The following is a 22,485-nucleotide window of genomic DNA, read 5'->3' on the forward strand; positions in this document are numbered from 1 at the left end:
CAAGCCGCGCGCGTCAGAGCTCTTCGATGCGCAGCGGCGGGAAGCTGTCCCAGCTCAGGCAGCCGGGACACTGCCAGAAGTACTGCTGCGCCTCGAAGCCGCACGCGGCGCAGCGGTAGCGCTGCAGCGGCTTTGCGGCGCGCGCCACCGCTTCGCGCACGCCGCGCTGCAGCGACTCGGCATCGGCGCCGTGCGGTGCCGACAGCACTTCGAGCGCGGCCGACAGCGTCGGCTGGCGGCGCAGTTGCTCGGCCCACCGCGGCGACGTCCCTGCAGGCACGCCGTCGAGGACGTCGAGCGCGCGCAGCAGTGCGACACCCCCGTGTCGCTCGGCGAGTGCGGTCAGCAGCGCACGTGCGCGCTCCCGCTGGCCGCTGGCGATCGCGCTGTCGACGTAGTCGCCAGCCACCAGCTGGAAGGCGGCGGGGCTGCGCTGGCACAGCTCGGCGTACGCCTCGACCGCCCGCGCGTGCTGGCCGCCGCGCGCCAGGCGCTGCGCCTCGATGAGCCAGGGCCGCGGGGCCTGCGGCGCGGCGGCCTTCGCGCGCTGCAGCGCCGCGTCGAATTCTTCGTCGTGCCCGCGCGCGTCGGCCTCAAGGGCCAGCTCGCACCAGTAGTGCGAGATGCGGTGGGCGAACGAGCCGGTGCCGGTGCCCTCGAGCCGCGCGGCGATGTCGGCCGCGGCGCGCCAGTCGCGCGAGCGCTCGTACAGGCCGAGCAGTGCGAGCCGCGCCTCGGTCTCGAAGGCGGTGCCCTCCAGCGCGCGGAACGCCTGCTCGGCGCGGTCGAACAGTCCGGCCTTCGCGAAGTCGTGCGCGAGCGCGAACTGGGCGCGGTCGCGGTCGGCCGTCTTGAGGTCGCCGCGCTGCAGCAGGTGCTGGTGCACGCGCACGGCGCGCTCGAACTCGCCGCGGCGACGGAACAGGTTGCCCAGCGCGAAGTGCAGCTCGGTGGTGTCGGGGTCGTGCTGAACGGCCTCGATGAAGGCGTCGATCGCCTTGTCCTGCTGCTCGTTGAGCAGCAGGTTCAGGCCCTTGAAGTAGGCGCGCGGGGCGTCGCGCTGCTCGCGCTTCCACTGCCGCGATTCGAGCCGCGCGCCGATCCAGCCGAGCGCGAAGGCGATCGGCAGGCCCAGCAGCAGCCACTGCAGGTCGAACTCGATCACAGGCCCTCGCGGGGCGGATGGTCGGGCAGCGGCTCGGTGGCGGGCCGCGCGTCGGCGGCGGAGGGCACGGCGCCTGCCGCCGCCCGCCGGCCCCAGCGGCGCTGGCGCCACCAGCTGGGCATCATCGCGACGACGCCGAACGCACAGCCGGCCGCGAAAGCCACCAGCACGACGATGACCATCGGGGCGCGCCATTCGACGCCGAAGAACCAGCGCACGACGGCGTCCTGCTGGTTGTTGAGCGCGAACGCGAACAGCGTGAAGAAGACGAGGGCCCGAAGGAGCCAGACGAGCGCGCGCATGCGCGGCGCATTCTAGAGGCGCGCGCCTCGCGCCGCGCGCGAAGGCGGCGCAGGGGCGTCAGGGGGCGTCGACGGCGGACGCCAGCGGTGGCGCGGCATCGACGGGCAGGCGCGCGTCGACGGCCTCGCGAAGGGCCTTGCCGGGCTTGAAGTGCGGCACCAGCTTCTCGGGAATCACCACCTGCTCACCGCTGCGCGGGTTGCGGCCCACGCGTGGCGGGCGGCGGCTGATCGAGAAACTGCCGAAGCCGCGGATCTCGATGCGGTGACCGCGCGCGAGCGCGTCGCTCATCGCGTCGAGGATCATCTTGACGGCGAGTTCGGTGTCGCGCTGCGTGAGCTGGCCGAAGCGCTCGGCCAGCGCCGCGACGAGGTCGCTGCGGGTCATGGGGCAGGGCGGGGTCGGCAGGGCGGCGACGCGGCGCGCGGGCGCCGCATCGCCGCCACGGGCGTCACTCGTTGCGGTTGTCGAGCTTCGCGCGCAGCAGCGCGCCCAGGCTCGTCGTGCCGGCGGTCTCGCGCTCGTTGCTCTGCGCCAGGCGCTGCATCGCCTCCTGCTGGTCGGCGTTGTCCTTGGCCTTGATCGACAACTGGATCGAGCGCGTCTTGCGGTCGACGTTGATGATCATCGCGCTGATTTCGTCGCCTTCCTTCAGCAGGTTGCGCGCGTCCTCGACGCGGTCGCGGCTGATCTCGCTGGCGCGCAGGTAGCCGGTGACGTCGGGCGTGAGCTGGATCTCGGCACCGCGCGCGTCGACGCTCTTGACCGTGCCGGTGACGATCGCGCCGCGGTCGTTCATCGTCGTGTAGGTCGCGAACGGGTCACCGTCGAGCTGCTTGATGCCCAGGCTGATGCGCTCGCGCTCGACATCGACGCCGAGCACGACGGCCTCGACCTCCTGGCCCTTCTTGTAGTTGCGCACCGCGACTTCGCCCGGCTCGTGCCACGACAGGTCGGACAGGTGCACCAGGCCGTCGATGCCCTGCGCCAGGCCGATGAAGATGCCGAAGTCGGTGATCGACTTGACCGGACCCTTCACGCGGTCGCCGCGCTTGACGTTCTGCGCGAACTCCTCCCACGGGTTGGGCTTGCACTGCTTCATGCCCAGGCTGATGCGGCGCTTGTCCTCGTCGATCTCGAGCACCATCACCTCGACCTCGTCACCGAGGCTGACGACCTTGCTCGGCGCGACGTTCTTGTTCGTCCAGTCCATCTCGGAGACGTGCACCAGACCCTCGATGCCGGGTTCGATCTCGACGAACGCGCCATAGTCGGCGATGTTGGTGACCTTGCCGAACAGGCGCGTGCCCGCCGGGTAGCGGCGCGCGACGCCGAGCCACGGGTCGTCGCCGAGCTGCTTCAGGCCCAGGCTGACGCGGTTCTTCTCGGCGTCGAACTTGAGCACCTTGGCGTCGAGTTCCTGGCCGACCTGCACCACTTCGGTCGGGTGGCGCACGCGGCGCCAGGCCATGTCGGTGATGTGCAGCAGGCCGTCGATGCCGCCGAGGTCGACGAACGCGCCGTACTCGGTAATGTTCTTGACCACGCCGTGCACGATCGCGCCTTCGCGCAGCGTCTCGAGCAGCTTGGCGCGCTCCTCGCCCATCGAGGCCTCGACGACGGCGCGGCGCGACAGCACGACGTTGTTGCGCTTGCGGTCGAGCTTGATGACCTTGAACTCCATCGTCTTGCCTTCGTACGGCGACAGGTCCTTGACCGGCCGCGTGTCGATCAGGCTGCCCGGCAGGAAGGCGCGGATGCCGTTGACGAGCACCGTCAGGCCGCCCTTGACCTTGCCGTTGACGGTGCCGGTGACGAATTCACCCGACTCGAGCGCGTTCTCGAGCGCCATCCACGACGCCAGGCGCTTGGCCTTGTCGCGCGACAGGATGGTGTCGCCGTAGCCGTTCTCGAAGGCGTCGATCGCGACGGCGACGAAGTCGCCGACCTGGACCTCGAGCTCGCCCTGGTCGTTCTTGAACTCGTCGATGGGCACGTAGGCCTCGGACTTCAGGCCGGCGTTGACGACGACGTAGTTGTGCTCGATGCGCACCACCTCGGCCGAGATGACCTCGCCGGAGCGCAGGTCGCGCTTGCGCAGGCTTTCTTCGAACAGCGCGGCGAACGACTCGCCGCCCGAGGTGGCGGTTTGGGTTTGGGACATGAAAGGGTTTCCTGAAACCGGCACCAGCTGGGGGCACCGGTGTAATTTGCAACCGAGGGGTTGCGGGTTGGGTTGGACACACCCGGAGACTCGGTGCGCCCGCGCCGGGAGAGCACGGGCGCGGCGGGGGAGCCGCCGGACCTGCCGCTCGCGACGGCCGCAGCCGTCAGTCGAACGGGCTGCGCTGCGCCCACCAAGCCAGCACCTGCGCGACCGACTGGTCCACGCTCAGTGCCGAGTTGTCGAGCAGCAGCGCGTCTTCGGCCGGCCTCAGGGGCGCCACGCTGCGCGAGCGGTCCCGCGCGTCGCGCGCTTCCAGATCCGCACGAAGGTCAGAGATGTTAGCCGAAATCCCCTTGGAAATCAATTGCTTATACCTGCGCTCGGCACGCATCGCCGCATTGGCGGTGAGGAACACCTTCAGCTTGGCGTCGGGAAAGACGACGGTGCCCATGTCGCGCCCGTCGGCCACGAGGCCGGGGACACGGCGGAACGCGAGCTGCAGGTCGTGCAGCGCCTGCCGCACCTCGGGCAGCGCCGAGATGCGCGACGCGGTCGCGCCCACCGCCTCGAGGCGCAGCTCGGCGCTCACGTCGCGCCCGTCGAGCCACAGCGCGTCGCCGTCGAAGCGCAGGTGCAGCCGCTGTGCGAGGGCCGCCAGCGCGGGGCCGCTCGAGGTGTCGACGTTCGCGTCGAGCGCCGCCAGCGCCAGCGCGCGGTACAGCGACCCCGAGTCGAGCTTGTGGTAGCCCAGCGCACGCGCCACCTCGGTGGCCAGCGTGCCCTTGCCCGACGCGGTCGGCCCGTCGATCGTGATCACCGGCACGTGGCGTGGTTCGGTGCGCGCGATCGCGAACAGCGCCTCGAAGTAGTCGGGGAAGGTCTTGCCGACGCACTTCGGGTCGCGGATGCGCACCGGTACCGGCGGCGTCGCGCCCGCGAGCGGGTTGAACGCAGCGAGCGACAGGCACATCGCCATGCGGTGGTCGTCGTAGGTGTCGATCGCCGCGGCGCGCCACGCGCGCGGCGGCGTCACGCGGATGGAGTCGTCGCCGGTGGCGACCTCGGCACCGAGCTTGCGCAACTCGGTGGCCATCGCGGCGATGCGGTCGGTTTCCTTGACGCGCCAGCTGGCGATGTTGGTGAGCGTCGTCGGCGCGTCGGCGTACAGCGCCATCACCGCGAGCGTCATCGCGGCGTCGGGGATGTGGTTGCAGTCCAGCGTGATGGCCGTCAGCGGCCACCGGCCGCGGCGCACGACGACGCGCGACGCCTCGGCCGTGACGTCGGCGCCCATCGCGCGCGCGGCGTCGACGAAGCGCATGTCGCCCTGGATCGAGTCGCGTCCGACGCCTTCGATGACCACCGGTGCGTCGGTCGCCGCGATCGCGCCGAGCGCGACGAAGTACGACGCCGACGACGCATCGCCCTCGACCCACACCTCGCCCGGCGTGCGGTAGCGGCTGCCGGCCGGGATCGTGAAGCGCTGCCAGCCCTCGCGCCGCACCGCGATGCCGAAGCGCGCCAGCAGGTTCAGCGTGATCTCGACGTAGGGCTTCGAGATCAGCTCGCCGACGACCTCGACGACGACATCGCCGCGGTCGGCCACCAGCGGCAGTGCGAGCAGCAGTGCGGTCAGGAACTGGCTCGAGACGTCGCCGCGCACGCGGATCGGCGCGTCGGTCGCGAGCCGCCCGCCGGCATCGCCGCGCACGGCCAGCGGCGGATAGCCCGGCGCACCGAGCTCGTCGATCGTGCAGCCAAGCGGTCGCAGCGCGTCGACGAGGTCGCCGATCGGCCGCTCGTGCATGCGCGGCACGCCCGCGAGCTCGAAGCGCCCGCCCTGCGTCGCGGCGAGCACGGCCAGCGCGGCGGTCAGCGGGCGCATCGCGGTGCCGGCGTTGCCGAGGAACAGCTTCGCCTCGTGCACCGCGAGCCGGCCGCCGAGGCCGGTGACGCGCGTGAGGCCGCCGTCGCGCTCGATGCCGCAGCCCAGCTGCCGCAGCGCCTCGAGCATCACCGCGGTGTCGTCGGAGTCGAGCAGGCCGTGCACGGTGGTCGTGCCGTCGGCCAGGCCGGCGAGCAGCAGCACGCGGTTGGAGATGCTCTTCGAACCGGGCAGCGTCACGGTGCCGGCGGCGCCGGTCAGCGGGGGCAGGTCGAGGAAGGGAATCGAGTACATCGGTGTGACCGCGCGTGTGCCGCGGCCCGGCAAGGCGTCAGCGGCGCTGGTTCATCTGCCATTGCGCGCGGGCTTCCGACGCGCTGCGGATCAGGTCCTCGAGCGCTTCGGCGTTGCCCGAGCGCATCACATGCTCGAACGCGTCGAGCGTGTGGCGGAAGCGCTGCGCCTGGCGGATGACCTCTTCGCGGTTGGCGAGCAGGATGTCGCGCCACACCGCGGGGTCGCTCGCGGCGATGCGCGTGAAGTCGCGAAAGCCCGGCCCGGCGAGCGAGAGGAAGTCGCGCCCGGCCGGCTGGCGCGCCACCGCGCTGAAGTAGGCGAACGCCAGCAGGTGCGGCAGGTGGCTGACGGCGGCGAACGCCGCGTCGTGGTTCTCGGGCGACATCTTCAGCACCTGCGCGCCGATCGCGGCCCACACGTCGGTGGCGCGCTGCACCAGCTCGGGCGGCGTCTGCGCCAGCGGCGTCAGGATCACCTGGCGGCCCGCGTACAGCCCCGCGTCGGCGTGGTCGATGCCCGACGCTTCCTTGCCGGCGATCGGGTGCGCCGGCACGAAGTGCACGACGCGCTCCTTGAGCACACGGCGCGCGGCGTCGACGACGTCGCGCTTGGTCGAGCCCACGTCCATCACCAGCATGCCGGGCTCGACGAGGTTGCGGATCGCGCGCAGCGTCGTCTCGGTGGCCGACACCGGCACCGCGATCAGCACGAGGTCGGAGCCCGCCACCGCGAGCAGCGCCGACTCGGCCGCGACGTCGATGATGCCCATGCGCTTGGCACGCTCCGTCGTCGACGGCGACTTGCTGTAGCCGACGACGCGCTTGACCAGCCCCTGGCGCTTCAATGCGAGCGCGAACGAGCCGCCCATCAGGCCGCATCCGATCACGCCGAGCTGCTGGAACATGGTGTCGCTCGCGCCGCTCAGTGGACGTCGACCGGGTACGTGCCCAGCAGCTTGAAAAAGGCGCACTCGGCACGCAGCGCCTTCAGCGCCGCGTCGACGTGCGGCTCGTCGGGGTGACCCTGGATGTCGATGTAGAAGTAGTACTCCCACTGCCCCGAGCGCGCCGGACGCGACTCGAAGCGCGTCATCGACACGCCGTGCGCCTTCAGCGGCACGAGCATGTCGTGCACCGCACCGGGCCGGTTGGCCACCGAGACGACGAGGCTCGTGCAGTCGTGCCCCGACGCGCGCGGCGCCGGGTGGCGGTCGGGGTGGGTCACGATCGCGAAGCGGGTGCGATTGTGCGCATCGTCCTGGATCGCCGGCGCGACGACGTGTAGCCCCCACTCGCTCGCCGCGCGCTCGCTCGCGATCGCGGCGAGCGACACGTCCTGCGCCGCGAGGCGTGCGCCCTCGGCGTTGCTGGCCACCGGCCGCCGCTCGACCGTCGGCAGGTGGTTCGACAGCCAGCCGTGGCACTGCGCGAGCGCCTGCGGGTGGGCGCACACGGCGACGATGCCGTCGAGCCCATCGACTCGCCGCAGCAGGTTGTGGCGCACGTTGAGGCTGGTCTCGCCGATGATGAACAGCGGCGTCGTCAGGAACAGGTCGAGCGAGCGTGCGACGACGCCCTCGGTCGAGTTCTCGACCGGCACGACACCGAAGTCGGCGGCGCCTGCCGTCGTCGTGCGGAAGACTTCGTCGATGCTCACGCACGGCACGCGCTCGATCGAGCTGCCGAAGTAGCCGAGCGCGGCCTGCTCGCTGAACGTGCCGGCGGGGCCCAGGTAGGCGACCCGCGTCGGCGTTTCGAGCGCGCGGCACGCCGACATGATCTCGCGCCAGATCGGCGCGATGCTCTCGGTCTTCAGCGGGCCGGGGTTGGCGGCCTTCAGTCCGTCGATGACCTGCGCCTCGCGCTCGGGCCGAAAGACGACGGAGCCTTCGCGCTTCTTGATCTCGCCGACCTCCTGCGCGAGCCGCGCACGGCGGTTCAGCAGCGCGAGCAGCTCCCGGTCGAGCGCGTCGATCTGGGCGCGCAGCGCGGCCAGCGTGGGGGCAGCGGAAGGCGTGTCGGACATCTCGGCATCGATTGTCCCACGCCGGCCGGGCGGGCCGCCGCCAGCAGCGCGGCGCCGCGTGTCAGCGCGACGGCGCCGAGGCCGGCGCCGCCGCGGCGGCCGCCTTCAGCTTCTCGCCGACGGCCTGCTGCAGCGCGTTGATCTTGGGCTCGATCGTCGCGCGCGTCTCGGCGACGAGTTTCTCGTTGAGCGCGCGCTGCATGTCGCCGCCGAGCTGCTGGAACTTGCGGTTGACGGGCGACTCGAGGATCGCGATGAGCTGCTTGAGCTCGTCGGCGGTGAACTTCTCTTCGAGGATCGGCCCGATCGTCGTCGGCGCGACCTTGACCGCGGTCTGCCGCAGCAGCGGCACCGCCTCGTCGGCGTACTTCTTCGCCTCGGCCTGGATCTCGCGCGCCGTGGCCTCGCGGCGCTCGGCCGGCACGCGTTGCAGCACGAGGCCGGCCTGCTGCAGCAGCATCAGCGCCGGCTGCTCGGCAACGAGGCGCGCCGCGTTCTCGATGCCCGGCTGCTGCAGCTGCAGCACCTTGGCGACGAGCGGCTTCTTGTCCTGCGCCGCATTCGAGCCTTGCGCCTGCGCGCTGCTGGCCGCGCCGAGCGCGACGACGAGAACCAGCGCGGCAGCCAGGGCAGGGACGGGGATTTTGCTCATCATCGTGTCTCCGCGCCGGAACCGCCGGCACTGTCAGGGTCGGACTCGCCGCCGCTGGGTTCGTTGGCGTCGTTCTCGACGATGCGCTGCAGGCCCGACAGCTTCGCGCCGTCGTCGAGCGCGATCAGCGTGACGCCCTGCGTCGCGCGGCCGAGTTCGCGGATTTCGGCCACCCGCGTGCGCACGAGCACGCCGCGGTCCGTGATCAGCATGATCTCGTCGTCGGGGCGCACCAGCGTCGCGGCGACGACCTTGCCGTTGCGCTCGCTCTGCTGGATCGCGATCATGCCCTTGGTGCCACGGCCGTGGCGCGTGTACTCGACGATCGGCGTGCGCTTGCCGTAGCCGTTCTCGGTCGCGGTGAGCACGCTCTGCGTCTCGTCCTCGGCCACCAGCATCGCGATCACGCTCTGCCCGGGCTCGAGCGTCATGCCACGCACGCCGCGCGCGGCGCGGCCCATCGGGCGCACGTCGTCCTCGTCGAAGCGCACCGCCTTGCCGCCGTCGGAGAACAGCATCACGTCGTGGTGGCCGTCGGTCAGCGCCGCGCCGATCAGGTAGTCACCCTCGTCGAGGTCCACCGCGATGATGCCCGCCTTGCGCGGGTGGGCGAACTCGTCGAGCGCGGTCTTCTTGACGGTGCCCTGCGCGGTGGCCATGAACACGTAGTGGTCGGCCGGGAAGCTGCGGAACTCGCCGGTCAGCGGCAGCACGACGGTGATCTTCTCGCCCGGCTGCAGCGGGAACATGTTGACGATCGGTTTGCCGCGGCTTGCGCGCCCGCCCTGCGGCACTTCCCAGACCTTGAGCCAGTAGACACGCCCGCGGTCGCTGAAGCACAGGATCCAGTCGTGCGTGTTGGCGATGAAGAGCTGGTCGATCCAGTCGTCTTCCTTCGTCTGCGCGGCCTGCTTGCCGCGGCCGCCCCGGCGCTGCGCGCGGTACTCGGCGAGCGGCTGGCTCTTGATGTAGCCGGCGTGGCTCAACGTGACGACCATGTCGGTCGGCGCGATCAGGTCCTCGGTGCCGAGCTCCTGCACGTTGTGCTCGATCACGCTGCGCCGCGCGCCGAGCCTGGTCTGGCCGAACTCCTGCTTCAGCGCCGTGAGTTCGTCGGCGATGATCGCGGTGACGCGCGCCGGCTTGGCGAGGATGTCGAGCAGGTCGGCGATCTGCGCCATGACCTCCTTGTACTCGCCGACGATCTTGTCCTGCTCGAGGCCGGTCAGCCGCTGCAGGCGCATCTGCAGGATCTCGCCGGCCTGCTCGTCGGACAGGCGGTACAGGCCATCAGACTGCAGGCCGTACTGCGGCAGCAGCCCCTCGGGGCGGTAGGCGGCGCGGCCGCCCGGCGTGTCGGCCTCGGCGCGGGCGAGCATCTCGCGCACGAGCGACGAGTCCCAGCCGCGCGCCATCAGCTCGGCCTTCGCGACCGGCGGCGTCGGCGAGTTCTTGATGATCTCGATGAAGGCGTCGATGTTGGCCAGCGCGACCGCCAGGCCCTCGAGCACGTGGCCGCGCTCGCGCGCCTTGCGCAGCTCGAACACGGTGCGCCGCGTGACGACCTCGCGCCGGTGCTCGAGGAAGATCTCGACCAGGTCCTTCAAGTTGCACAGCTTCGGCTGGCCGTCGATCAGCGCGACCATGTTGATGCCGAACGAGTCCTGCAGCTGCGTCTGCTTGTACAGGTTGTTCAGCACGACCTCGGGCACTTCGCCGCGCTTGAGCTCGATGACGACGCGCATCCCGGACTTGTCGCTCTCGTCCTGGATGTGGCTGATGCCCTCGAGCTTCTTCTCGTTGACGAGCTCCGCGATGCGCTCGAGCAGCGTCTTCTTGTTGACCTGGTACGGGATCTCGTCGACGATGATCGCCTGCCGCTGGCCGCGGTCGATGTCCTCGAAGTGGCACTTCGCGCGCATCACGACCTTGCCGCGGCCGGTGCGGTAGCCCTCGCGCACGCCGGCGAGGCCGTAGATGATCCCGGCGGTCGGGAAGTCGGGCGCCGGGATGATCTCCATCAGCTCGTCCACGCCGGCCGAAGGGTTCTTCAGCAGGTGCAGGCACGCGTCGACGACCTCGTTGAGGTTGTGCGGCGGGATGTTGGTGGCCATGCCCACCGCGATGCCGGCGCTGCCGTTGACGAGCAGGTTCGGCAGCTTCGTCGGCAGCACGAGCGGTTCCTTCTCGGAGCCGTCGTAGTTCGGGCCGAAGTCGACCGTTTCCTTGTCGATGTCGGCCAGCATCTCGTGCGCGATCTTGGCCAGTCGGATCTCGGTGTAGCGCATCGCGGCGGCGTTGTCGCCATCGACGCTGCCGAAGTTGCCCTGGCCGTCGATGAGCATGTGACGCAGCGAGAAATCCTGCGCCATGCGCACGATCGTGTCGTAGACCGCGGTGTCACCGTGCGGGTGGTACTTACCGATGACGTCGCCGACGATGCGCGCGCTCTTTTTGTACGGGCGGTTCCAGTCGTTGTTGAGCTCGTGCATCGCGTACAGCACGCGCCGGTGCACGGGCTTGAGGCCATCGCGCGCGTCGGGCAGCGCACGCCCGACGATGACGCTCATCGCGTAGTCGAGGTACGAGCGCCGCATCTCCTCTTCGAGCGAGATCGGCAGGGTTTCCTTGGCGAACGAGGTCATGAGGGGGGACGAGGCGATCGCGCGCGGCAAGTGGTGGTTGCGCGCGTCGCGGCTGCAAGGTGAGCGGTGGCGCTCATTCTAGGCTGCCGCGGTTGTCGCACTTGCGCAACAGGCCACGATGACACTTGACGTTGGCCGACCAAAATCAGGCCCGCCCGGGGGGCTATGGCACAATCTTTTTGCATTGGTAAGCGCTCGTTGCCAGGGTCGTTTGCCAGTCGTCCGGCTTCCGGTTTGAACTCACGCAGTGGCACTGCGGCCTTCCTTTAAGAGGAGAATCGATGAAGAAACTGAACAAGGTGGCGATGCTGTTCGCGTCGGCCGCTCTGGTGGCACCGCTGACGGTCTCGGCGCAGTCGGATTCGACGCAGCAGTGGCGCGCCGCCGACGGTACGCCGTGGAAGAACGGCACCAATGAGTACTGCTGGCGTGCGTCCAACTGGACGCCTGCGACCGCGCATCCGGCCTGTGATGGCGCGCTGAAGCCGCCGCCCGCGCCGCCCGCGCCGGCCCCCGCCCCGGCTGCGCCGCCGGCCGCCGCGCCCGCCCCGGCTCCGGCTCCCGCGCCGCGTCCGGCCCCCGCGCCCGCGCCCGCGGCCCCGGTCAGCGAGAAGGTGACGTACGCGGCCGACACCTTCTTCGATTTCGACAAGGCGGTGCTCAAGCCCGAAGGCAAGGCCAAGCTCGACGACCTGGTCGAGAAGACGAAGGGTATCTCGCTCGAGGTCATCATCGCCGTCGGCCACACCGACTGGATCGGTACGAACGAATACAACCAGAAGCTGTCGGTGCGCCGTGCCGAGGCCGTCAAGCAGTACCTGGTGAGCAAGGGCATTGAGGCCAACCGCATCTACACCGAAGGCAAGGGTGAGACGCAGCCGGTGGCCGACAACCGCACCCGCGAAGGCCGCGCAAAGAACCGTCGCGTCGAGATCGAAGTGGTGGGCACCCGCCGCCGCTGATCGCGCCACGCGGACTTCCGACAAACCCCGCTGCGGCGGGGTTTGTCTTTTTCAGGTCGATTCCCGCAGCGGCGGGCGGCGATCTCCCGCGCGCGATCTCGGTGTGTCCGATCGCACTAACATGACGCCATGATCAACGCCGATCCGCAGGAACTGGCCAAGTTCAGCGAACTCGCCCATCGCTGGTGGGATCCGGACAGCGAGTTTCGCCCGCTGCACCAGATCAACCCGCTGCGCCTGGGCTGGATCGACTCGATCGCACCGCTGGCGGGCAAAGACGTGCTCGACGTCGGTTGCGGCGGTGGCATCCTCGCCGAGGCGATGGCGCAGCGCGGCGCGCGCGTGCTGGGCATCGACATGGCTGCCAAGCCGCTGAAGGTCGCGATGCTGCATGCGATGGAGTCGGGGTGTGCCGGTGTCGACTACCGCGAGACCTCGGCCGAGGCGCTGGCTGCCGAGTCGCCCGCCCGCTACGACGTCGTCACCTGCATGGAGATGCTCGAGCACGTGCCCGACCCGGCCTCGGTCGTCGCCGCGTGTGCGAAGCTCGTCAAGCCCGGCGGCTGGGTTTTCTTCTCGACGATCAACCGCAACCCGAAGTCGTTCCTGTTCGCCATCGTCGGCGCCGAGTACGTGCTCAACCTGCTGCCGCGCGGCACGCACGAGTACGCCAAGCTGATCCGCCCGAGCGAGCTGGCGCGCTGGTGCCGCGATGCGGGGCTGCAGGTGCAGCGCACACGCGGCATGGAGTACAACCCGCTGACCAAGCGCTACTGGCTGTCGGGCGACACGAGCGTGAACTACCTGTTCGCGTGCCAGCGGGGCTGATCACACGCATGGGCCGACGCTTCGCGGTGCGCGCGGTGCTGTTCGACCTCGACGGCACGCTGGCCGACACGGCGCCCGACCTCGGCGGCGCCGTCAACCGCATGCGCGCGCGGCGCGGGCTGGCGCCGCTGCCGATCGAGCAGCTGCGACCGGTGGCGTCGTCGGGCGCGCGCGGCATGCTCGCCGCCGGCCTTGGCAAGACGCCGGCCGACGCCGACTACGACGCGCTGCGCGAGGAATTCCTCGCCGAGTACGCCTCGGCGCTCGACGTCCACTCGCGCCTGTTCGACGGGGTGGCCGAGCTGCTGGACGACCTGCAGCGGCTCGGCCTAGGGTGGGGCATCGTCACCAACAAGGTCATGCGCTTCACGGCGCCGGTCGTCGCCGGCCTCGGCCTGGCGCAAGCGCCCGTCGTCGTCGCCGGCGACACGACACCGCACGCCAAGCCGCACCCGGCGCCACTGCTGGCGGCGTGCGAGCGGCTCGCCCTCGCGCCCGCGCAGTGCCTGTACGTCGGCGACGACCTGCGCGACATCGAAGCCGCCCGTGCGGCCGGCATGGCCTCGGTGGCTGCCGCCTGGGGCTATCTGGGCGAGGGCGGCGACGTGCGCCAGTGGCGCGCCGACGCGATCGCCGAGCATCCGCGCTCGGTGCTGGCGCTGCTGGACGTTGCCGGCGCGTCGTGAGCGGCGGCGTCCGCGTGCCCTTGAAAGCCGCGCACCCGGCGCCACCTACAATGCGCGCAAGGGGCCGACCTGGTTTCGACGTGGGTGCGGATCCGGCGCAGGGCATGCCGAGCACCAGTACGCTCGTAAATCCACTGGAAGCAAGTAACTGCGAACGACGAACGTTTCGCTCTCGCCGCTTAAACACCGGTGAGCCTCTCAACGGTTGGCCGATGGGCCGGGCGCGCAAGCGCTGAGAGGTCATTCACATCGGCTGGCTGTCGGCCGGGTCACTCGACCGGCAGCGAGACTCAGTGACTGGTGGCGTCCGCAGCGTGCTCCTGCGCGGCGGCGTCACGAGACCCAAATCAGAGAGCTACGCATGTAGAACTGTCCGGTGATGGCTTGCGGACGGGGGTTCGATTCCCCCCGGCTCCACCAAATTACCCATTTCATGCGGCCGCCTAGGGCCACGATACTAAGAAAATCAAGCACTTAGGCGAGGCGACGCACCTGCATAGGGCCACGAGTAACCGCTAGTTGCGGGTAACCGGGTGGGGCAGACTGCGGGTAACTTGGCCATTTGCGGGTAACTGCGGGTTAAAGTTACCCGCATGGCGACTGATCTACTCACCGACAAGGCGATCCGCTCGGCGATCAAGGCCGCGGTGGACACGGGCAAGCCGGGCAAGCACGCCGATGGGCGCGGCCTGCACCTAGAGGCGCGGCCGACCGGCGTCGGCTGGTGGCGCTTCCGGTACAGGTTCGGCGGGCGCGAGGCGATGCTGAGTCTCGGCGTGTATCCCGACGTCCCGCTGGCGCTGGCCCGCGCCCGCCGTGACGAGGCGCGCCGCATGGTCGCCGCTGGCGTTGATCCGGCGCAGGCCCGCAAGGCCGAGAAGGCCGAGCAGCGGCGCCAGGTCGAGCTGCTGCGCTACGCCGAGGCCGGCATTCCCGGCCCCGGCACCTTCGAGCACACGGCCCGGGAATGGCTGACGACGAAGCACGAGCACGAGGTGAGCCCCGGCCACGCCGCGCGCACGCTGCGGCGCTTCGAGGTTGACGTGTTCCCGGCGTTGGGCTGGCGCCCGATCGCCGAAATCGAGCCGCCGGAACTGCTCGCGGTGCTGCGCAAGATCGAGGCGCGCGGCGCGATCGAGACGGCGCACAGGGCAAAGGATTCGTGCTCGCAGGTGTTCCGCTTCGCGATCGCCGCCGGCCTGTGCACCCGCAACCCCGCGGCCGACCTGCGCGACGCGCTGCGGCCGGTGCCCACGCGCCACCATGCCGCGATCGTCAAGCCCGACGAGGTGGCCGCGCTGCTGCGCGCGGTGGCCGACTACAAGGGAAACCCGATCACGCGCGCGGCGCTCGACTTGTCGGCGCTGCTGCTGCTGCGCCCGGGTGAGCTTCGTCATCTCGAATGGCGGTGGATCGACGGCGACACGATCGTGATTCCGCCGCACCTGATGAAGCGCCGCAAGCACGAGAAGGCCAACGGCGAGCCGCACCTCGTGCCGCTGGCGCGGCAGGCGGTCGCGATCTTCGAGGGCTTGCGCCCAATCACCGGCGGCGGGCGCTTCGTGTTCCCGGCGTTGACCGGCCGCGACCGCTGCATGAGCGAGAACACCGTGCGCGCCGCGCTGCGGCGCATGGGCTATGCGAACGACGAGATGACGGCGCACGGGTTCCGCGCGATGGCCCGCACGCTGATCGCCGAGCGGCTCGGCGTGCCGGCCGAGGTGATCGAGGCGCAACTTGCCCACGCTGTGCCCGACGCGCTCGGGCGGGCCTACAACCGCACGACGTTCATCGAGCAGCGCCGCGAGATGATGCAGCGCTGGGCGGACTATCTCGACCGGCTGCGCGACGGCGGCGAGGTGATCGAGATGCCGCAGCGGGGCGTTGCGTGAGCCGCTACGGCGGGGACTGGGGCGACGCCGCTTTCGGCGCGCTGCTCGGCAACGATCACCTTCGTCTACTGCTCGCCCGGTGCGCGACGCGGGCCGAACGCATGGCGCTCGTCGAGCGGCTGCGCGAGGCGGCGGCGCAGCGGCTGGCCGACGCTGCCGCGCGCCTAGGGGCCGACGTGACCGACTTCGCCGACGACGATCGTGCCGTCGTGCTGTGTCTCGCGCTGGCCGACGCGAGCCCCGCCGAGCGCCGCGCCGCCGCGCTACTGCGTGCGTGCGTGCTCGCCCGCGAGCTTGGCGACGTGGCGCCATACGCCGACAAGGCGAGGGGCGCCGCCTTCTCGGGCGGCCGTGCACCGGGCAGCGGCGGCCCCGTGCGGCTTTGGCTGCGGCGATACGTCGCGGCGCACCCGCAGGCCAGCGCCGCCGAGGCGTGGGACGCGCTCAAGCGCCGCCCGCCGCGCGGGTGCAAGGTGTTCGGCGACGCCGGCCGACGCGGGGCGCACGTCACCGTCAGCGGCGGCCCCGACATGGGCTACCGGCGCTTCGCCAACGTGCTCGCCGAAGAGCGGCAAAAGGCCCCAAAGTGAGGCCGCGAATCACGGGTTAGCGACCCCGTGAGACCCCGTGCGGATAGTGCGCCCCGTACCGACCACGGGGGCACAAATGACCGCAACGAATCTTCACAGCAGCAGCACCGACGCGGGCGATCGGCCCGCACTGATCCCCGACGAGGCGCGCGCCGCCGCGCTCGTGAGCAAGCGCACCGCCTGCGCCATGGGCGACGTGTCGTCGTCGTGGTGGGACGAGCGCGTGCAGCGCGGCGAGGCGCCGCAGCCGGTGATCCGCGCGCCGCGGTTCACCCGCTGGCGGTTGGCCGACGTGGCCGCGTTCTATGCCCGGCTCGCCGAGCGCGGTGATCCCGCGGGCGCCGCCCGGTTGGCCGCTGTCACAGCGAAGGCGTGCGCCGCTGCGCGTGCCCGGCGGGCCGAAGGCGGCGCGAAATGAGCCGGCCGAACGTGAAAACGCCCCGGCCGGCTGGCACCGACACGGGGCGCATGGATTTGACGAGCGACGCGATCGTAACGTCGGTTACCAATGTGGGCAAGCGCTTCGCGACGCTGCGTGCGTGTGCTGCGCTGCTCGGCGCGACTCTGCACCGGCTTGAGGATGGGCGCTATCTGCTCGCGCGTTGGGGTCTGAGCCGCGAACTCGACACGCTCGACGACGCGGCGGCGCTGCTCGACCGCATGGGGGGCGGGCGATGAGTTTCGACCGCGACCGACTCCCCGACCCCGTGGGCTACTTCGAGGGCGAGGGCTTGCGGCTGCAAGGCCGCGGCACGTGGCGCACCACGTCGTGCCCGTTTCACGGCGGCGGCGACTCGATGCGGATCAACGTCAGCACCGGCGCGTGGGTCTGCATGAACTGCCACGCGAGGGGCGGCGACGTGGTCGCGTTCCACATGCAGCGCCACGGGCTCGACTTCGTGGCGGCCGCGAAGGCGCTCGGCGCATGGGTCGAGGATGGCAAGCCGGCACCGACGAGGCCGCGCGCCTTCTCGGCGGCCGACGCGATCGCGGTGTTGTCGAAGGACTTGCACCTGTGCGCCATCGTGCTGTCGGCTGCCCGCCGTGGCGTGCTTCCGACCGATGCCGACTGGCGGGCATTCCTCGCCGCCGCCGGGCGCTGCATCACGATCGCGGAGGCCACGCGATGAGCGCCGTCCCGAACTTCACGACGGCGGCGCAGAGCCGCCTAGACGCTGCCGTGTGGCCGGAACTTGACCCGCTGCCCGAGCCGGCCGACGAGGCGCCGCAGCCGTTCCCGTTCGATGGCCTAGGGCCGGTGCTCGGGCCTGCCGCGCGCGCCGTGGCCGAGCTTGTGCAGGCGCCCGATGCGCTTGCGGCGGGGAGCGTGCTCGCGGCCGCTGCCGTCGCGGCGCAGCCGCACGCGGACGTGCTGATGCCGCACGGGCAGGCCGCACCGCTTTCGTTGTTCGTCGTGATCTCGGCCGAGAGCGGCGACCGCAAGAGCCGCACCGACACGCTGGCCTGCCTGCCGATCGAAGAGCGGCGCCGCCTTGACGCACGAGAGCACGCGAGGGCCATGCAGGCATACCGGGCCGAGAGGGCGTCACGTCGCCCCGGAGATGCCGAGAGCGAACCGCCGCCACCGCGGTCAGTCATCGTGTCGAAGGCGACCGTCGAGGGGCTGCACATGCTGTTGCGATCGCAGTCGGCGATCGGTCTGTTCTCGCCCGAGGGCGCCGAGGTCATCGGCGGGCACAGCATGAGGGAAGAGCGCAGACTCGCCGGCATCGCGTGGATGCTCAAGGCGTGGGGAGGCGAGACGCTCGACTCGTTGACCCGCGGCGATGGTTTGTCGGTGTTGATGGGCCGGCGCACGTCCGTGCATTTGATGGTGCAGGCCGTCGTGCTGCGCACGCTCATGGCCGACCCGCTCGCGCAAGGTCAGGGACTCATTGCGCGCTGCCTGATCGCGGCGCCGCGGACGCTCGCCGGCACGCGGCTGTTCCGCGACACGACCATGCCCGGCGAGGTGCCAGCCGTGGCCGAGTATTACGACAGGCTGCGCGCGCTCGTGAATGCGCCCGCACGCCTGCATCCTCAAGGCGACGGGTTCGAGCTTGCGCCGCGGCACCTGCCGATGACGCCGCGGGCGCGCGCGCTGTGGATTGAGTTCTACAACGAATGCGAGCGGCAGCAGGCCGACGGCGGCACCCTTGCGGGCGTGCGCCCATTCGCGTCGAAGGTGGCCGAACACGCCGCGCGCATCGCCGGGATCATCGCGATCATCAACGACCCCGACGCGAGCGCGATCGAGATCGAGATCGACACGATGGCCGGCGCGATCGAGGTCGCGGACTTCTATCTCGGTGAGCACGTTCGGCTGATGGGCCAGTCGGTCGAGCGCCAGCGCATCGAGCGCCTGCGCGCCCTTGTAGCGTGGATGCGTGAGCGCGGGCCGTTCGTCCCGCACCGGGACGTGTTGCAGGCGTCGCCCCGTCAGGTGCGATTGCTCAAGGCCGAGGGCATCGGCAACCTGATGGACGAGCTTCAACGCCGCGACTACGTGCGCCGCGACGGCGACCGTTGGGAGGCGCGGAAGTGATCGACCTAGCGGCCGTTCGCGCTCGCGCCGCTGCCCGCGCCGAAGGGCAGGCCGGCGAGCCTGCTAAGGCGGCTAACCCGGCTAATTGGCTAATCGGCGATGGTGCCGAGCGCCCGTCAGGTGCGGCTAATGCGGCTAACCGGCTAACCGTCGCGGCGACCGGTCAACACGAGCCGGCGGGCCCGATTAGCCAATTAGCCGCGTTAGCCGGGTCTGCACGAGTCACCGACCGCCGCGCCGACGTGCTCGCCCGCCTGCTCACGTGGGGCTGGCCCCGCGCCGAGGCCGAGGCTGTGGCCGACCGCATCGCCCGCCTCGACGCCGACGACGATCGGCGCACGTGCCCCGAGTGCACGCACTACGCCCCCGGGCGCTGCCGCAACCACAAGCGCGCCGACCTTCGATCGCCCGACGTGGGCCGCGACCTTGCGGCAGCGCCGCAGCGGTGCGGTGGGTTCGGCCCACGGAGAAACGAATGAAGCGCCCGGCCGACCAGTTCAGCGTGTTGATCGCGAAGGCGCTCGGCCGGCCCGTCGTGCTGCCATGTGCCGTCGCCGTTCACCGGCACGAGTGCCCGCACCCGGCCGGCGATCCGCACGCCGCCGCGTGGTGCGCTGCCCGGGGGCTGCCGCCGCCGCGGCTCGGGCAACCGGACAAACCCCGCCGCCGCCGCGTTGCCGGTCGCGACGACGGCGACCCAACGAACCGGCACAGGAAGTCACACGATGAAACCGACTGATGCAACCCGCGCGGCTGTGCGCCGAGCCGCGCTTGAACCAGCTGCCCGCCTGCTCGAGCTCGACGCCGAGATGCTGCTCGCGATGGTGAAGCGGCACCGTGCCCGTGCCCGTGCCGTCGTCGGCGCGCCCGCAACTATCCGCCGCCAGCGCGGCGCTACTCGCTGAGAAAGGACGCCGACATGGCAACGATCCGAATCGAGCACGTCTCGAAAAACCCCGACTTCGCAGCCGCGCAGCAGCGGCTCGCCACCCTGCTCGCGCGCCGCGGCGAGCTTGAGGCCGCGCGCACCGCGCTGTACGACGAGCTTGCGCACACACGAGCGCCCGCCGCTGACGAGGTGCTCGCCGCCGCGCTGGACGGCCGACGCCCGCCGACGCGCGAACAGCGGTACCACGAAACCGTCGAGCGGTTGCAGCAGGTCGAGGCGGCGCTCGTCGCGCTCGGGCCGGCCGCTGAGGACAGCCTGCGGCAGGCCGTCGAGCGGCAGCGTGAGAAGGTGCGTTTGCAGGTGCTCGGCCAGCACGAGGCCCACCTGCGCGAACTGCGCGCGACCTACCGTCGCGCGCTCGAAGCCGCGGCGCGAGCGGCTGCGGCCGAGGATGCGCTGATGGCCGAGCTCGTCGCGAAGGGCTTCGGCGCGCACGAGCACAGGCACACCGACGTGCTCGGCGTCGATCGTGCACGGCTGCTCGAACTGCTCGACGAGCGCGAGGCTGTCGGCGCGTGACGACCCGCCGGGGGGGGGGCCAAAAACTCTGAGCCCCCTCGCCAGAGGACCGCGCCCGATCCCACGCGCGGAATTTGAGGGGGGCACCCTATGAAAAATCCGAGCCGATCAAAGCCGCGAACCGTCGATCTTGCGAAGCCGCCGGAGCACTTGAGCCCGGAGTCGCGCGAGCTTTGGCGGCGGCTGCTGGACGACTATCACCTTGATGACGCCGCTGGGCTGGCGCTCGTTCGTGCCGCCTGCGAGGCATTCGATCGTGCCGAAGGCGCCCGCCGGCTCATCGCCGCCGAGGGCGCGACGCTGCGCGATCGTTTCTCGCAGTTGAAGGCGCATCCGGCGGTCGCGGTCGAGCGCGACGCGCGTGGGCAACTGATCGCCGCCGTGCGCGCGATGCGGCTGCAACCCGGCGACGTGGGGGCTGGCGATGACTGACCCGAAATCGACGCTACGCAAGCGCCGCACGGGCGGCACGTCGGGCGGCCCGAGGATGCCGCCCGAGATCGCCGAGTGGTTCGCTGGGCGGCGCGAGATGCCGGTCACCGCGTTGTTTCACCCGTACTACGACGCGCTCCCGGCGTGGTGGCGCGAGTACGCGCAGCGCAATCCCGCCGCCCGACCGCCGTCCGACGCGCCGCCGGCTCTGGCGTCGATCATGTTCGGGCAGTGAGGCGCGACACCGCGATCTGAGCCCCACAGGCGCGCGTCGAGGCGCCCGTGTAGGGTGGCCCTGCCCGATCCACGATCGCGCCTCTGACGCCGATCTGGCGCGTCGCAGGGGCATCCACGCCGCTGCGCCTAGCCGGCACCACGACCGCCGGCTGCATCGCGCTGGCGGTGCGCCGCGATCGCCCCGCCTGCGCCCGTTTGACGCGACGGCGCCGCATTCCCGCCCGTGGCCGACTCTGCACGCTGCCGCTCGACGCCGACCCGCCGGCCGGCGCTCGCCGACCGCGGTGGGGCGCTGGCCGGCGCTCATCGGCGAGTGGGCGGCCGGCTGCGGGCATCGGCAAGCCCCGGCCGCTGCGGGTAACGATGCGGGTAACTCGTGGTTTTCGTGCCACGTTGCCGAGGGCGTTCAAGTGACCCTGGCTCACCAGGGCCCGGAAAGTCTCCGGGCCCTTTCCTTTTGGCGCCGCCCGCGCGCCACGCGGGGTTCCGGCCATCCGTCCTGCGGGTGAAGCCCGGCCAAAACGCCCGACATCGGCCATTTTCTTGCCCCAAGCCGTCTCTGTTCTCTGTTTGGCCTGCGGGTAGCCGCAGCACCTGATCCCTCTAAATCAATGGCTTACGCGCGGCAGTTCATCGTCAACCAAGGTTGCCAATCAGGTATCGAACGCCGCCAGAGCCTCACCAGAGGTGACTTGACTGTATCTCAATCGAGACACACAATTGCGGGAACGGAGGATTCGATCATGGCCCGTTCCACGATGCTGCACGTCCGGGTGGACGACAAAATCAAGACGCAAGCCAGCGAGGCACTGGCAGCCATGGGGCTGTCGGTGTCTGATGCCGTGCGCATCCTGCTCAAGCGCGTGGTGAACGACCAGGCCTTTCCGCTGGAGTTGAAGGTGCCCAACGCGCAGACCCGCGCAGCGATGGAAGAAGCCCGCGCCATGGCCAAGGCGTGCACCGCCCGCTTTGACTCTGCAGACGCCCTGATCGATGACCTCGAAAACGCAAGTCTCGGCGCAAGCCAAAAAGCCCGCCAGCAGTAAGCGGGCGTCGCTGCCCAGGGCGAGCGATTACACCAAGACTTTCCTCAAAGACTGGGAACGCCTCTCGCGTTCGGGGCGCTACGACCTGAAGCGGCTGAAGGAGGCGATGTTGCTGCTCATTGGCAACGATGCCCCGCTGGGGCCTGAATGGCTGGATCACCCGCTGAAGGGTGATTGGGCCGACCACCGCGAATGTCACATCGGCGGCGACTTCCTGCTCATTTACCGCCTGGATGGGAACACCATCATCTTTGTGCGGACGGGCACGCACTCTGAATTGTTCGAGGAGTGATCCGTGGCGATTGAATCCGTGCCGACCTTCACCAAGCCCGCCCGCCAGCGCTGGGAGTCCATCCCTGCCGACATCCGCAAGCGGCTGCTGTCCAACGTCTGGTGCGGCCACTGCCGTCACGAGACCACGATCACCCATTGCAGCGGCGCCATCAAAGGCGGCGACTTGCTGCTGGTGGGCAAGTGCACTGCATGCCACGGTGATGTGGCACGGGTGATCGAGGGCCCGTAACCCGGTCAGGCGTCGAACCCCGCCACCACCTCCCGCTGCGCCACCCTGACCTTGCCCGCGTTTCCCGGATCCCATAGCCGAGACCATCACGCGGCTTGCCTTTGCTGGGCGGCAAGCCAAGCCCTCTCGAACTGCAT

Annotated in this window: 26 protein-coding genes and 1 other RNA gene; 18 read left to right on the forward strand and 9 right to left on the reverse strand. The window is 70.5% G+C overall.

Annotated features, from left to right (window positions below; genetic code table 11):
- Nucleotides 1-13: 13 nt before the first annotated feature.
- The 9 genes from lapB to gyrA all read right to left on the reverse strand — a co-directional run bounded on the left by lapB (nucleotide 14) and on the right by gyrA (nucleotide 11,139).
- A complete protein-coding gene (gene lapB, locus MOJ79_RS07015) occupies nucleotides 14-1,162 on the reverse strand; it encodes a lipopolysaccharide assembly protein LapB (RefSeq protein ID WP_241923517.1) in 1,149 nt (382 codons plus the stop codon).
- Nucleotides 1,162-1,467, reverse strand: coding sequence for a LapA family protein (locus tag MOJ79_RS07020; protein ID WP_241923489.1), 306 nt, complete (start codon nucleotides 1,465-1,467; stop codon nucleotides 1,162-1,164). Before MOJ79_RS07020 ends, lapB begins: the two co-directional genes overlap by 1 nt.
- A 58-nt stretch (nucleotides 1,468-1,525) precedes the next feature.
- The gene (locus MOJ79_RS07025; RefSeq protein ID WP_241923490.1) at nucleotides 1,526-1,855 is read right to left on the reverse strand and encodes an integration host factor subunit beta; all 330 of its coding nucleotides are present in this window, start codon (nucleotides 1,853-1,855) and stop codon (nucleotides 1,526-1,528) included.
- 64 nt (nucleotides 1,856-1,919) lie between these two features.
- A complete protein-coding gene (gene rpsA / locus MOJ79_RS07030) occupies nucleotides 1,920-3,632 on the reverse strand; it encodes a 30S ribosomal protein S1 (protein ID WP_119286612.1) in 1,713 nt (570 codons plus the stop codon).
- A gap of 166 nt (nucleotides 3,633-3,798) precedes the next feature.
- A complete protein-coding gene (locus MOJ79_RS07035) occupies nucleotides 3,799-5,814 on the reverse strand; it encodes a bifunctional 3-phosphoshikimate 1-carboxyvinyltransferase/cytidylate kinase (protein WP_241923491.1) in 2,016 nt (671 codons plus the stop codon).
- Between the two features lie 37 nt (nucleotides 5,815-5,851).
- The gene (locus MOJ79_RS07040) at nucleotides 5,852-6,721 is read right to left on the reverse strand and encodes a prephenate dehydrogenase (RefSeq protein ID WP_119286607.1); all 870 of its coding nucleotides are present in this window, start codon (nucleotides 6,719-6,721) and stop codon (nucleotides 5,852-5,854) included.
- 17 nt (nucleotides 6,722-6,738) lie between these two features.
- Complete coding sequence (gene pheA / locus MOJ79_RS07045) at nucleotides 6,739-7,842, reverse strand: prephenate dehydratase (RefSeq protein WP_241923492.1); 1,104 nt, start codon at nucleotides 7,840-7,842, stop codon at nucleotides 6,739-6,741.
- Between the two features lie 61 nt (nucleotides 7,843-7,903).
- Nucleotides 7,904-8,494: a hypothetical protein gene (locus tag MOJ79_RS07050; RefSeq protein ID WP_241923493.1), complete on the reverse strand. Its 591-nt coding sequence runs from the start codon at nucleotides 8,492-8,494 to the stop codon at nucleotides 7,904-7,906.
- Nucleotides 8,494-11,139 carry a DNA gyrase subunit A gene (gene gyrA, locus MOJ79_RS07055; RefSeq protein WP_241923494.1) on the reverse strand — a complete coding sequence of 882 codons (2,646 nt, stop codon included), beginning with the start codon at nucleotides 11,137-11,139 and terminating at the stop codon, nucleotides 8,494-8,496. The genes MOJ79_RS07050 and gyrA overlap by 1 nt, the downstream gene beginning before the upstream one ends.
- A 281-nt stretch (nucleotides 11,140-11,420) precedes the next feature.
- Between gyrA and ompA the strand changes: the two genes are divergently transcribed.
- The 18 genes from ompA to MOJ79_RS07145 all read left to right on the forward strand — a co-directional run bounded on the left by ompA (nucleotide 11,421) and on the right by MOJ79_RS07145 (nucleotide 22,348).
- Nucleotides 11,421-12,101 carry an outer membrane protein OmpA gene (gene ompA, locus MOJ79_RS07060; RefSeq protein ID WP_241923495.1) on the forward strand — a complete coding sequence of 227 codons (681 nt, stop codon included), beginning with the start codon at nucleotides 11,421-11,423 and terminating at the stop codon, nucleotides 12,099-12,101.
- Between the two features lie 129 nt (nucleotides 12,102-12,230).
- Entirely contained in the window at nucleotides 12,231-12,929 is a 699-nt protein-coding gene (ubiG, locus tag MOJ79_RS07065) for a bifunctional 2-polyprenyl-6-hydroxyphenol methylase/3-demethylubiquinol 3-O-methyltransferase UbiG (protein WP_241923496.1), read from the forward strand.
- Nucleotides 12,930-12,937: 8 nt separating this feature from the next.
- Entirely contained in the window at nucleotides 12,938-13,615 is a 678-nt protein-coding gene (gph, locus tag MOJ79_RS07070; protein WP_241923497.1) for a phosphoglycolate phosphatase, read from the forward strand.
- Nucleotides 13,616-13,675: 60 nt separating this feature from the next.
- Nucleotides 13,676-14,035: a transfer-messenger RNA gene (gene ssrA / locus MOJ79_RS07075) on the forward strand.
- A gap of 173 nt (nucleotides 14,036-14,208) precedes the next feature.
- The gene (locus tag MOJ79_RS07080; protein ID WP_241923498.1) at nucleotides 14,209-15,507 is read left to right on the forward strand and encodes a tyrosine-type recombinase/integrase; all 1,299 of its coding nucleotides are present in this window, start codon (nucleotides 14,209-14,211) and stop codon (nucleotides 15,505-15,507) included.
- Nucleotides 15,504-16,097: a hypothetical protein gene (locus MOJ79_RS07085; RefSeq protein WP_241923499.1), complete on the forward strand. Its 594-nt coding sequence runs from the start codon at nucleotides 15,504-15,506 to the stop codon at nucleotides 16,095-16,097. Before MOJ79_RS07080 ends, MOJ79_RS07085 begins: the two co-directional genes overlap by 4 nt.
- A gap of 76 nt (nucleotides 16,098-16,173) precedes the next feature.
- Complete coding sequence (locus MOJ79_RS07090) at nucleotides 16,174-16,515, forward strand: helix-turn-helix transcriptional regulator (protein WP_241923500.1); 342 nt, start codon at nucleotides 16,174-16,176, stop codon at nucleotides 16,513-16,515.
- 50 nt (nucleotides 16,516-16,565) lie between these two features.
- Complete coding sequence (locus MOJ79_RS07095) at nucleotides 16,566-16,775, forward strand: hypothetical protein (RefSeq protein ID WP_241923501.1); 210 nt, start codon at nucleotides 16,566-16,568, stop codon at nucleotides 16,773-16,775.
- Complete coding sequence (locus tag MOJ79_RS07100; RefSeq protein ID WP_241923502.1) at nucleotides 16,772-17,227, forward strand: CHC2 zinc finger domain-containing protein; 456 nt, start codon at nucleotides 16,772-16,774, stop codon at nucleotides 17,225-17,227. Before MOJ79_RS07095 ends, MOJ79_RS07100 begins: the two co-directional genes overlap by 4 nt.
- Nucleotides 17,224-18,642: a DUF3987 domain-containing protein gene (locus tag MOJ79_RS07105; protein ID WP_241923503.1), complete on the forward strand. Its 1,419-nt coding sequence runs from the start codon at nucleotides 17,224-17,226 to the stop codon at nucleotides 18,640-18,642. The genes MOJ79_RS07100 and MOJ79_RS07105 overlap by 4 nt, the downstream gene beginning before the upstream one ends.
- A gap of 475 nt (nucleotides 18,643-19,117) precedes the next feature.
- Nucleotides 19,118-19,381 (forward strand): hypothetical protein, encoded by a 264-nt coding sequence (locus MOJ79_RS07110; RefSeq protein ID WP_241923504.1) that lies wholly within the window; start codon nucleotides 19,118-19,120, stop codon nucleotides 19,379-19,381.
- On the forward strand, nucleotides 19,368-19,547 hold the full coding sequence (locus MOJ79_RS07115; protein WP_241923505.1) for a hypothetical protein: 180 nt from the start codon (nucleotides 19,368-19,370) through the stop codon (nucleotides 19,545-19,547). Before MOJ79_RS07110 ends, MOJ79_RS07115 begins: the two co-directional genes overlap by 14 nt.
- 14 nt (nucleotides 19,548-19,561) lie before the next feature.
- Nucleotides 19,562-20,110: a hypothetical protein gene (locus tag MOJ79_RS07120; protein ID WP_241923506.1), complete on the forward strand. Its 549-nt coding sequence runs from the start codon at nucleotides 19,562-19,564 to the stop codon at nucleotides 20,108-20,110.
- A 90-nt stretch (nucleotides 20,111-20,200) separates the two neighbouring features.
- Nucleotides 20,201-20,542 carry a P27 family phage terminase small subunit gene (locus MOJ79_RS07125; RefSeq protein WP_241923507.1) on the forward strand — a complete coding sequence of 114 codons (342 nt, stop codon included), beginning with the start codon at nucleotides 20,201-20,203 and terminating at the stop codon, nucleotides 20,540-20,542.
- Entirely contained in the window at nucleotides 20,535-20,777 is a 243-nt protein-coding gene (locus MOJ79_RS07130) for a hypothetical protein (protein ID WP_241923508.1), read from the forward strand. Before MOJ79_RS07125 ends, MOJ79_RS07130 begins: the two co-directional genes overlap by 8 nt.
- 745 nt (nucleotides 20,778-21,522) lie before the next feature.
- Nucleotides 21,523-21,825, forward strand: a complete 303-nt coding sequence (locus tag MOJ79_RS07135) for a type II toxin-antitoxin system RelB/DinJ family antitoxin (protein WP_241923509.1) — start codon at nucleotides 21,523-21,525, stop codon at nucleotides 21,823-21,825.
- Nucleotides 21,773-22,117: a type II toxin-antitoxin system YafQ family toxin gene (locus tag MOJ79_RS07140; protein ID WP_241923510.1), complete on the forward strand. Its 345-nt coding sequence runs from the start codon at nucleotides 21,773-21,775 to the stop codon at nucleotides 22,115-22,117. Before MOJ79_RS07135 ends, MOJ79_RS07140 begins: the two co-directional genes overlap by 53 nt.
- A gap of 3 nt (nucleotides 22,118-22,120) precedes the next feature.
- On the forward strand, nucleotides 22,121-22,348 hold the full coding sequence (locus MOJ79_RS07145; protein WP_241923511.1) for a hypothetical protein: 228 nt from the start codon (nucleotides 22,121-22,123) through the stop codon (nucleotides 22,346-22,348).
- The last annotated feature ends 137 nt before the right edge of the window (nucleotides 22,349-22,485 follow it).

Origin of the sequence: Calidifontimicrobium sp. SYSU G02091, from assembly GCF_022631395.1 — a bacterium.
Taxonomy (GTDB): Bacteria; Pseudomonadota; Gammaproteobacteria; order Burkholderiales; family Burkholderiaceae_C; genus Calidifontimicrobium; species Calidifontimicrobium sediminis.

What these genes read in the sequence shown, in the direction of transcription:
- MOJ79_RS07020 (WP_241923489.1), bottom strand. Translation starts at nt 1,467, where the DNA reads ATGCGCGCGCTCGTCTGGCTCCTTCGGGCCCTCGTCTTCTTCACGCTG.
- MOJ79_RS07025 (WP_241923490.1), bottom strand. Translation starts at nt 1,855, where the DNA reads ATGACCCGCAGCGACCTCGTCGCGGCGCTGGCCGAGCGCTTCGGCCAG.
- rpsA (WP_119286612.1), bottom strand. Translation starts at nt 3,632, where the DNA reads ATGTCCCAAACCCAAACCGCCACCTCGGGCGGCGAGTCGTTCGCCGCG.
- MOJ79_RS07035 (WP_241923491.1), bottom strand. Translation starts at nt 5,814, where the DNA reads ATGTACTCGATTCCCTTCCTCGACCTGCCCCCGCTGACCGGCGCCGCC.
- MOJ79_RS07040 (WP_119286607.1), bottom strand. Translation starts at nt 6,721, where the DNA reads ATGTTCCAGCAGCTCGGCGTGATCGGATGCGGCCTGATGGGCGGCTCG.
- pheA (WP_241923492.1), bottom strand. Translation starts at nt 7,842, where the DNA reads ATGTCCGACACGCCTTCCGCTGCCCCCACGCTGGCCGCGCTGCGCGCC.
- MOJ79_RS07050 (WP_241923493.1), bottom strand. Translation starts at nt 8,494, where the DNA reads ATGAGCAAAATCCCCGTCCCTGCCCTGGCTGCCGCGCTGGTTCTCGTC.
- gyrA (WP_241923494.1), bottom strand. Translation starts at nt 11,139, where the DNA reads ATGACCTCGTTCGCCAAGGAAACCCTGCCGATCTCGCTCGAAGAGGAG.
- ompA (WP_241923495.1), top strand. Translation starts at nt 11,421, where the DNA reads ATGAAGAAACTGAACAAGGTGGCGATGCTGTTCGCGTCGGCCGCTCTG.
- ubiG (WP_241923496.1), top strand. Translation starts at nt 12,231, where the DNA reads ATGATCAACGCCGATCCGCAGGAACTGGCCAAGTTCAGCGAACTCGCC.
- gph (WP_241923497.1), top strand. Translation starts at nt 12,938, where the DNA reads ATGGGCCGACGCTTCGCGGTGCGCGCGGTGCTGTTCGACCTCGACGGC.
- MOJ79_RS07080 (WP_241923498.1), top strand. Translation starts at nt 14,209, where the DNA reads ATGGCGACTGATCTACTCACCGACAAGGCGATCCGCTCGGCGATCAAG.
- MOJ79_RS07090 (WP_241923500.1), top strand. Translation starts at nt 16,174, where the DNA reads ATGACCGCAACGAATCTTCACAGCAGCAGCACCGACGCGGGCGATCGG.
- MOJ79_RS07095 (WP_241923501.1), top strand. Translation starts at nt 16,566, where the DNA reads ATGGATTTGACGAGCGACGCGATCGTAACGTCGGTTACCAATGTGGGC.
- MOJ79_RS07100 (WP_241923502.1), top strand. Translation starts at nt 16,772, where the DNA reads ATGAGTTTCGACCGCGACCGACTCCCCGACCCCGTGGGCTACTTCGAG.
- MOJ79_RS07105 (WP_241923503.1), top strand. Translation starts at nt 17,224, where the DNA reads ATGAGCGCCGTCCCGAACTTCACGACGGCGGCGCAGAGCCGCCTAGAC.
- MOJ79_RS07110 (WP_241923504.1), top strand. Translation starts at nt 19,118, where the DNA reads ATGAAGCGCCCGGCCGACCAGTTCAGCGTGTTGATCGCGAAGGCGCTC.
- MOJ79_RS07115 (WP_241923505.1), top strand. Translation starts at nt 19,368, where the DNA reads ATGAAACCGACTGATGCAACCCGCGCGGCTGTGCGCCGAGCCGCGCTT.
- MOJ79_RS07120 (WP_241923506.1), top strand. Translation starts at nt 19,562, where the DNA reads ATGGCAACGATCCGAATCGAGCACGTCTCGAAAAACCCCGACTTCGCA.
- MOJ79_RS07125 (WP_241923507.1), top strand. Translation starts at nt 20,201, where the DNA reads ATGAAAAATCCGAGCCGATCAAAGCCGCGAACCGTCGATCTTGCGAAG.
- MOJ79_RS07130 (WP_241923508.1), top strand. Translation starts at nt 20,535, where the DNA reads ATGACTGACCCGAAATCGACGCTACGCAAGCGCCGCACGGGCGGCACG.
- MOJ79_RS07135 (WP_241923509.1), top strand. Translation starts at nt 21,523, where the DNA reads ATGGCCCGTTCCACGATGCTGCACGTCCGGGTGGACGACAAAATCAAG.
- MOJ79_RS07140 (WP_241923510.1), top strand. Translation starts at nt 21,773, where the DNA reads ATGACCTCGAAAACGCAAGTCTCGGCGCAAGCCAAAAAGCCCGCCAGC.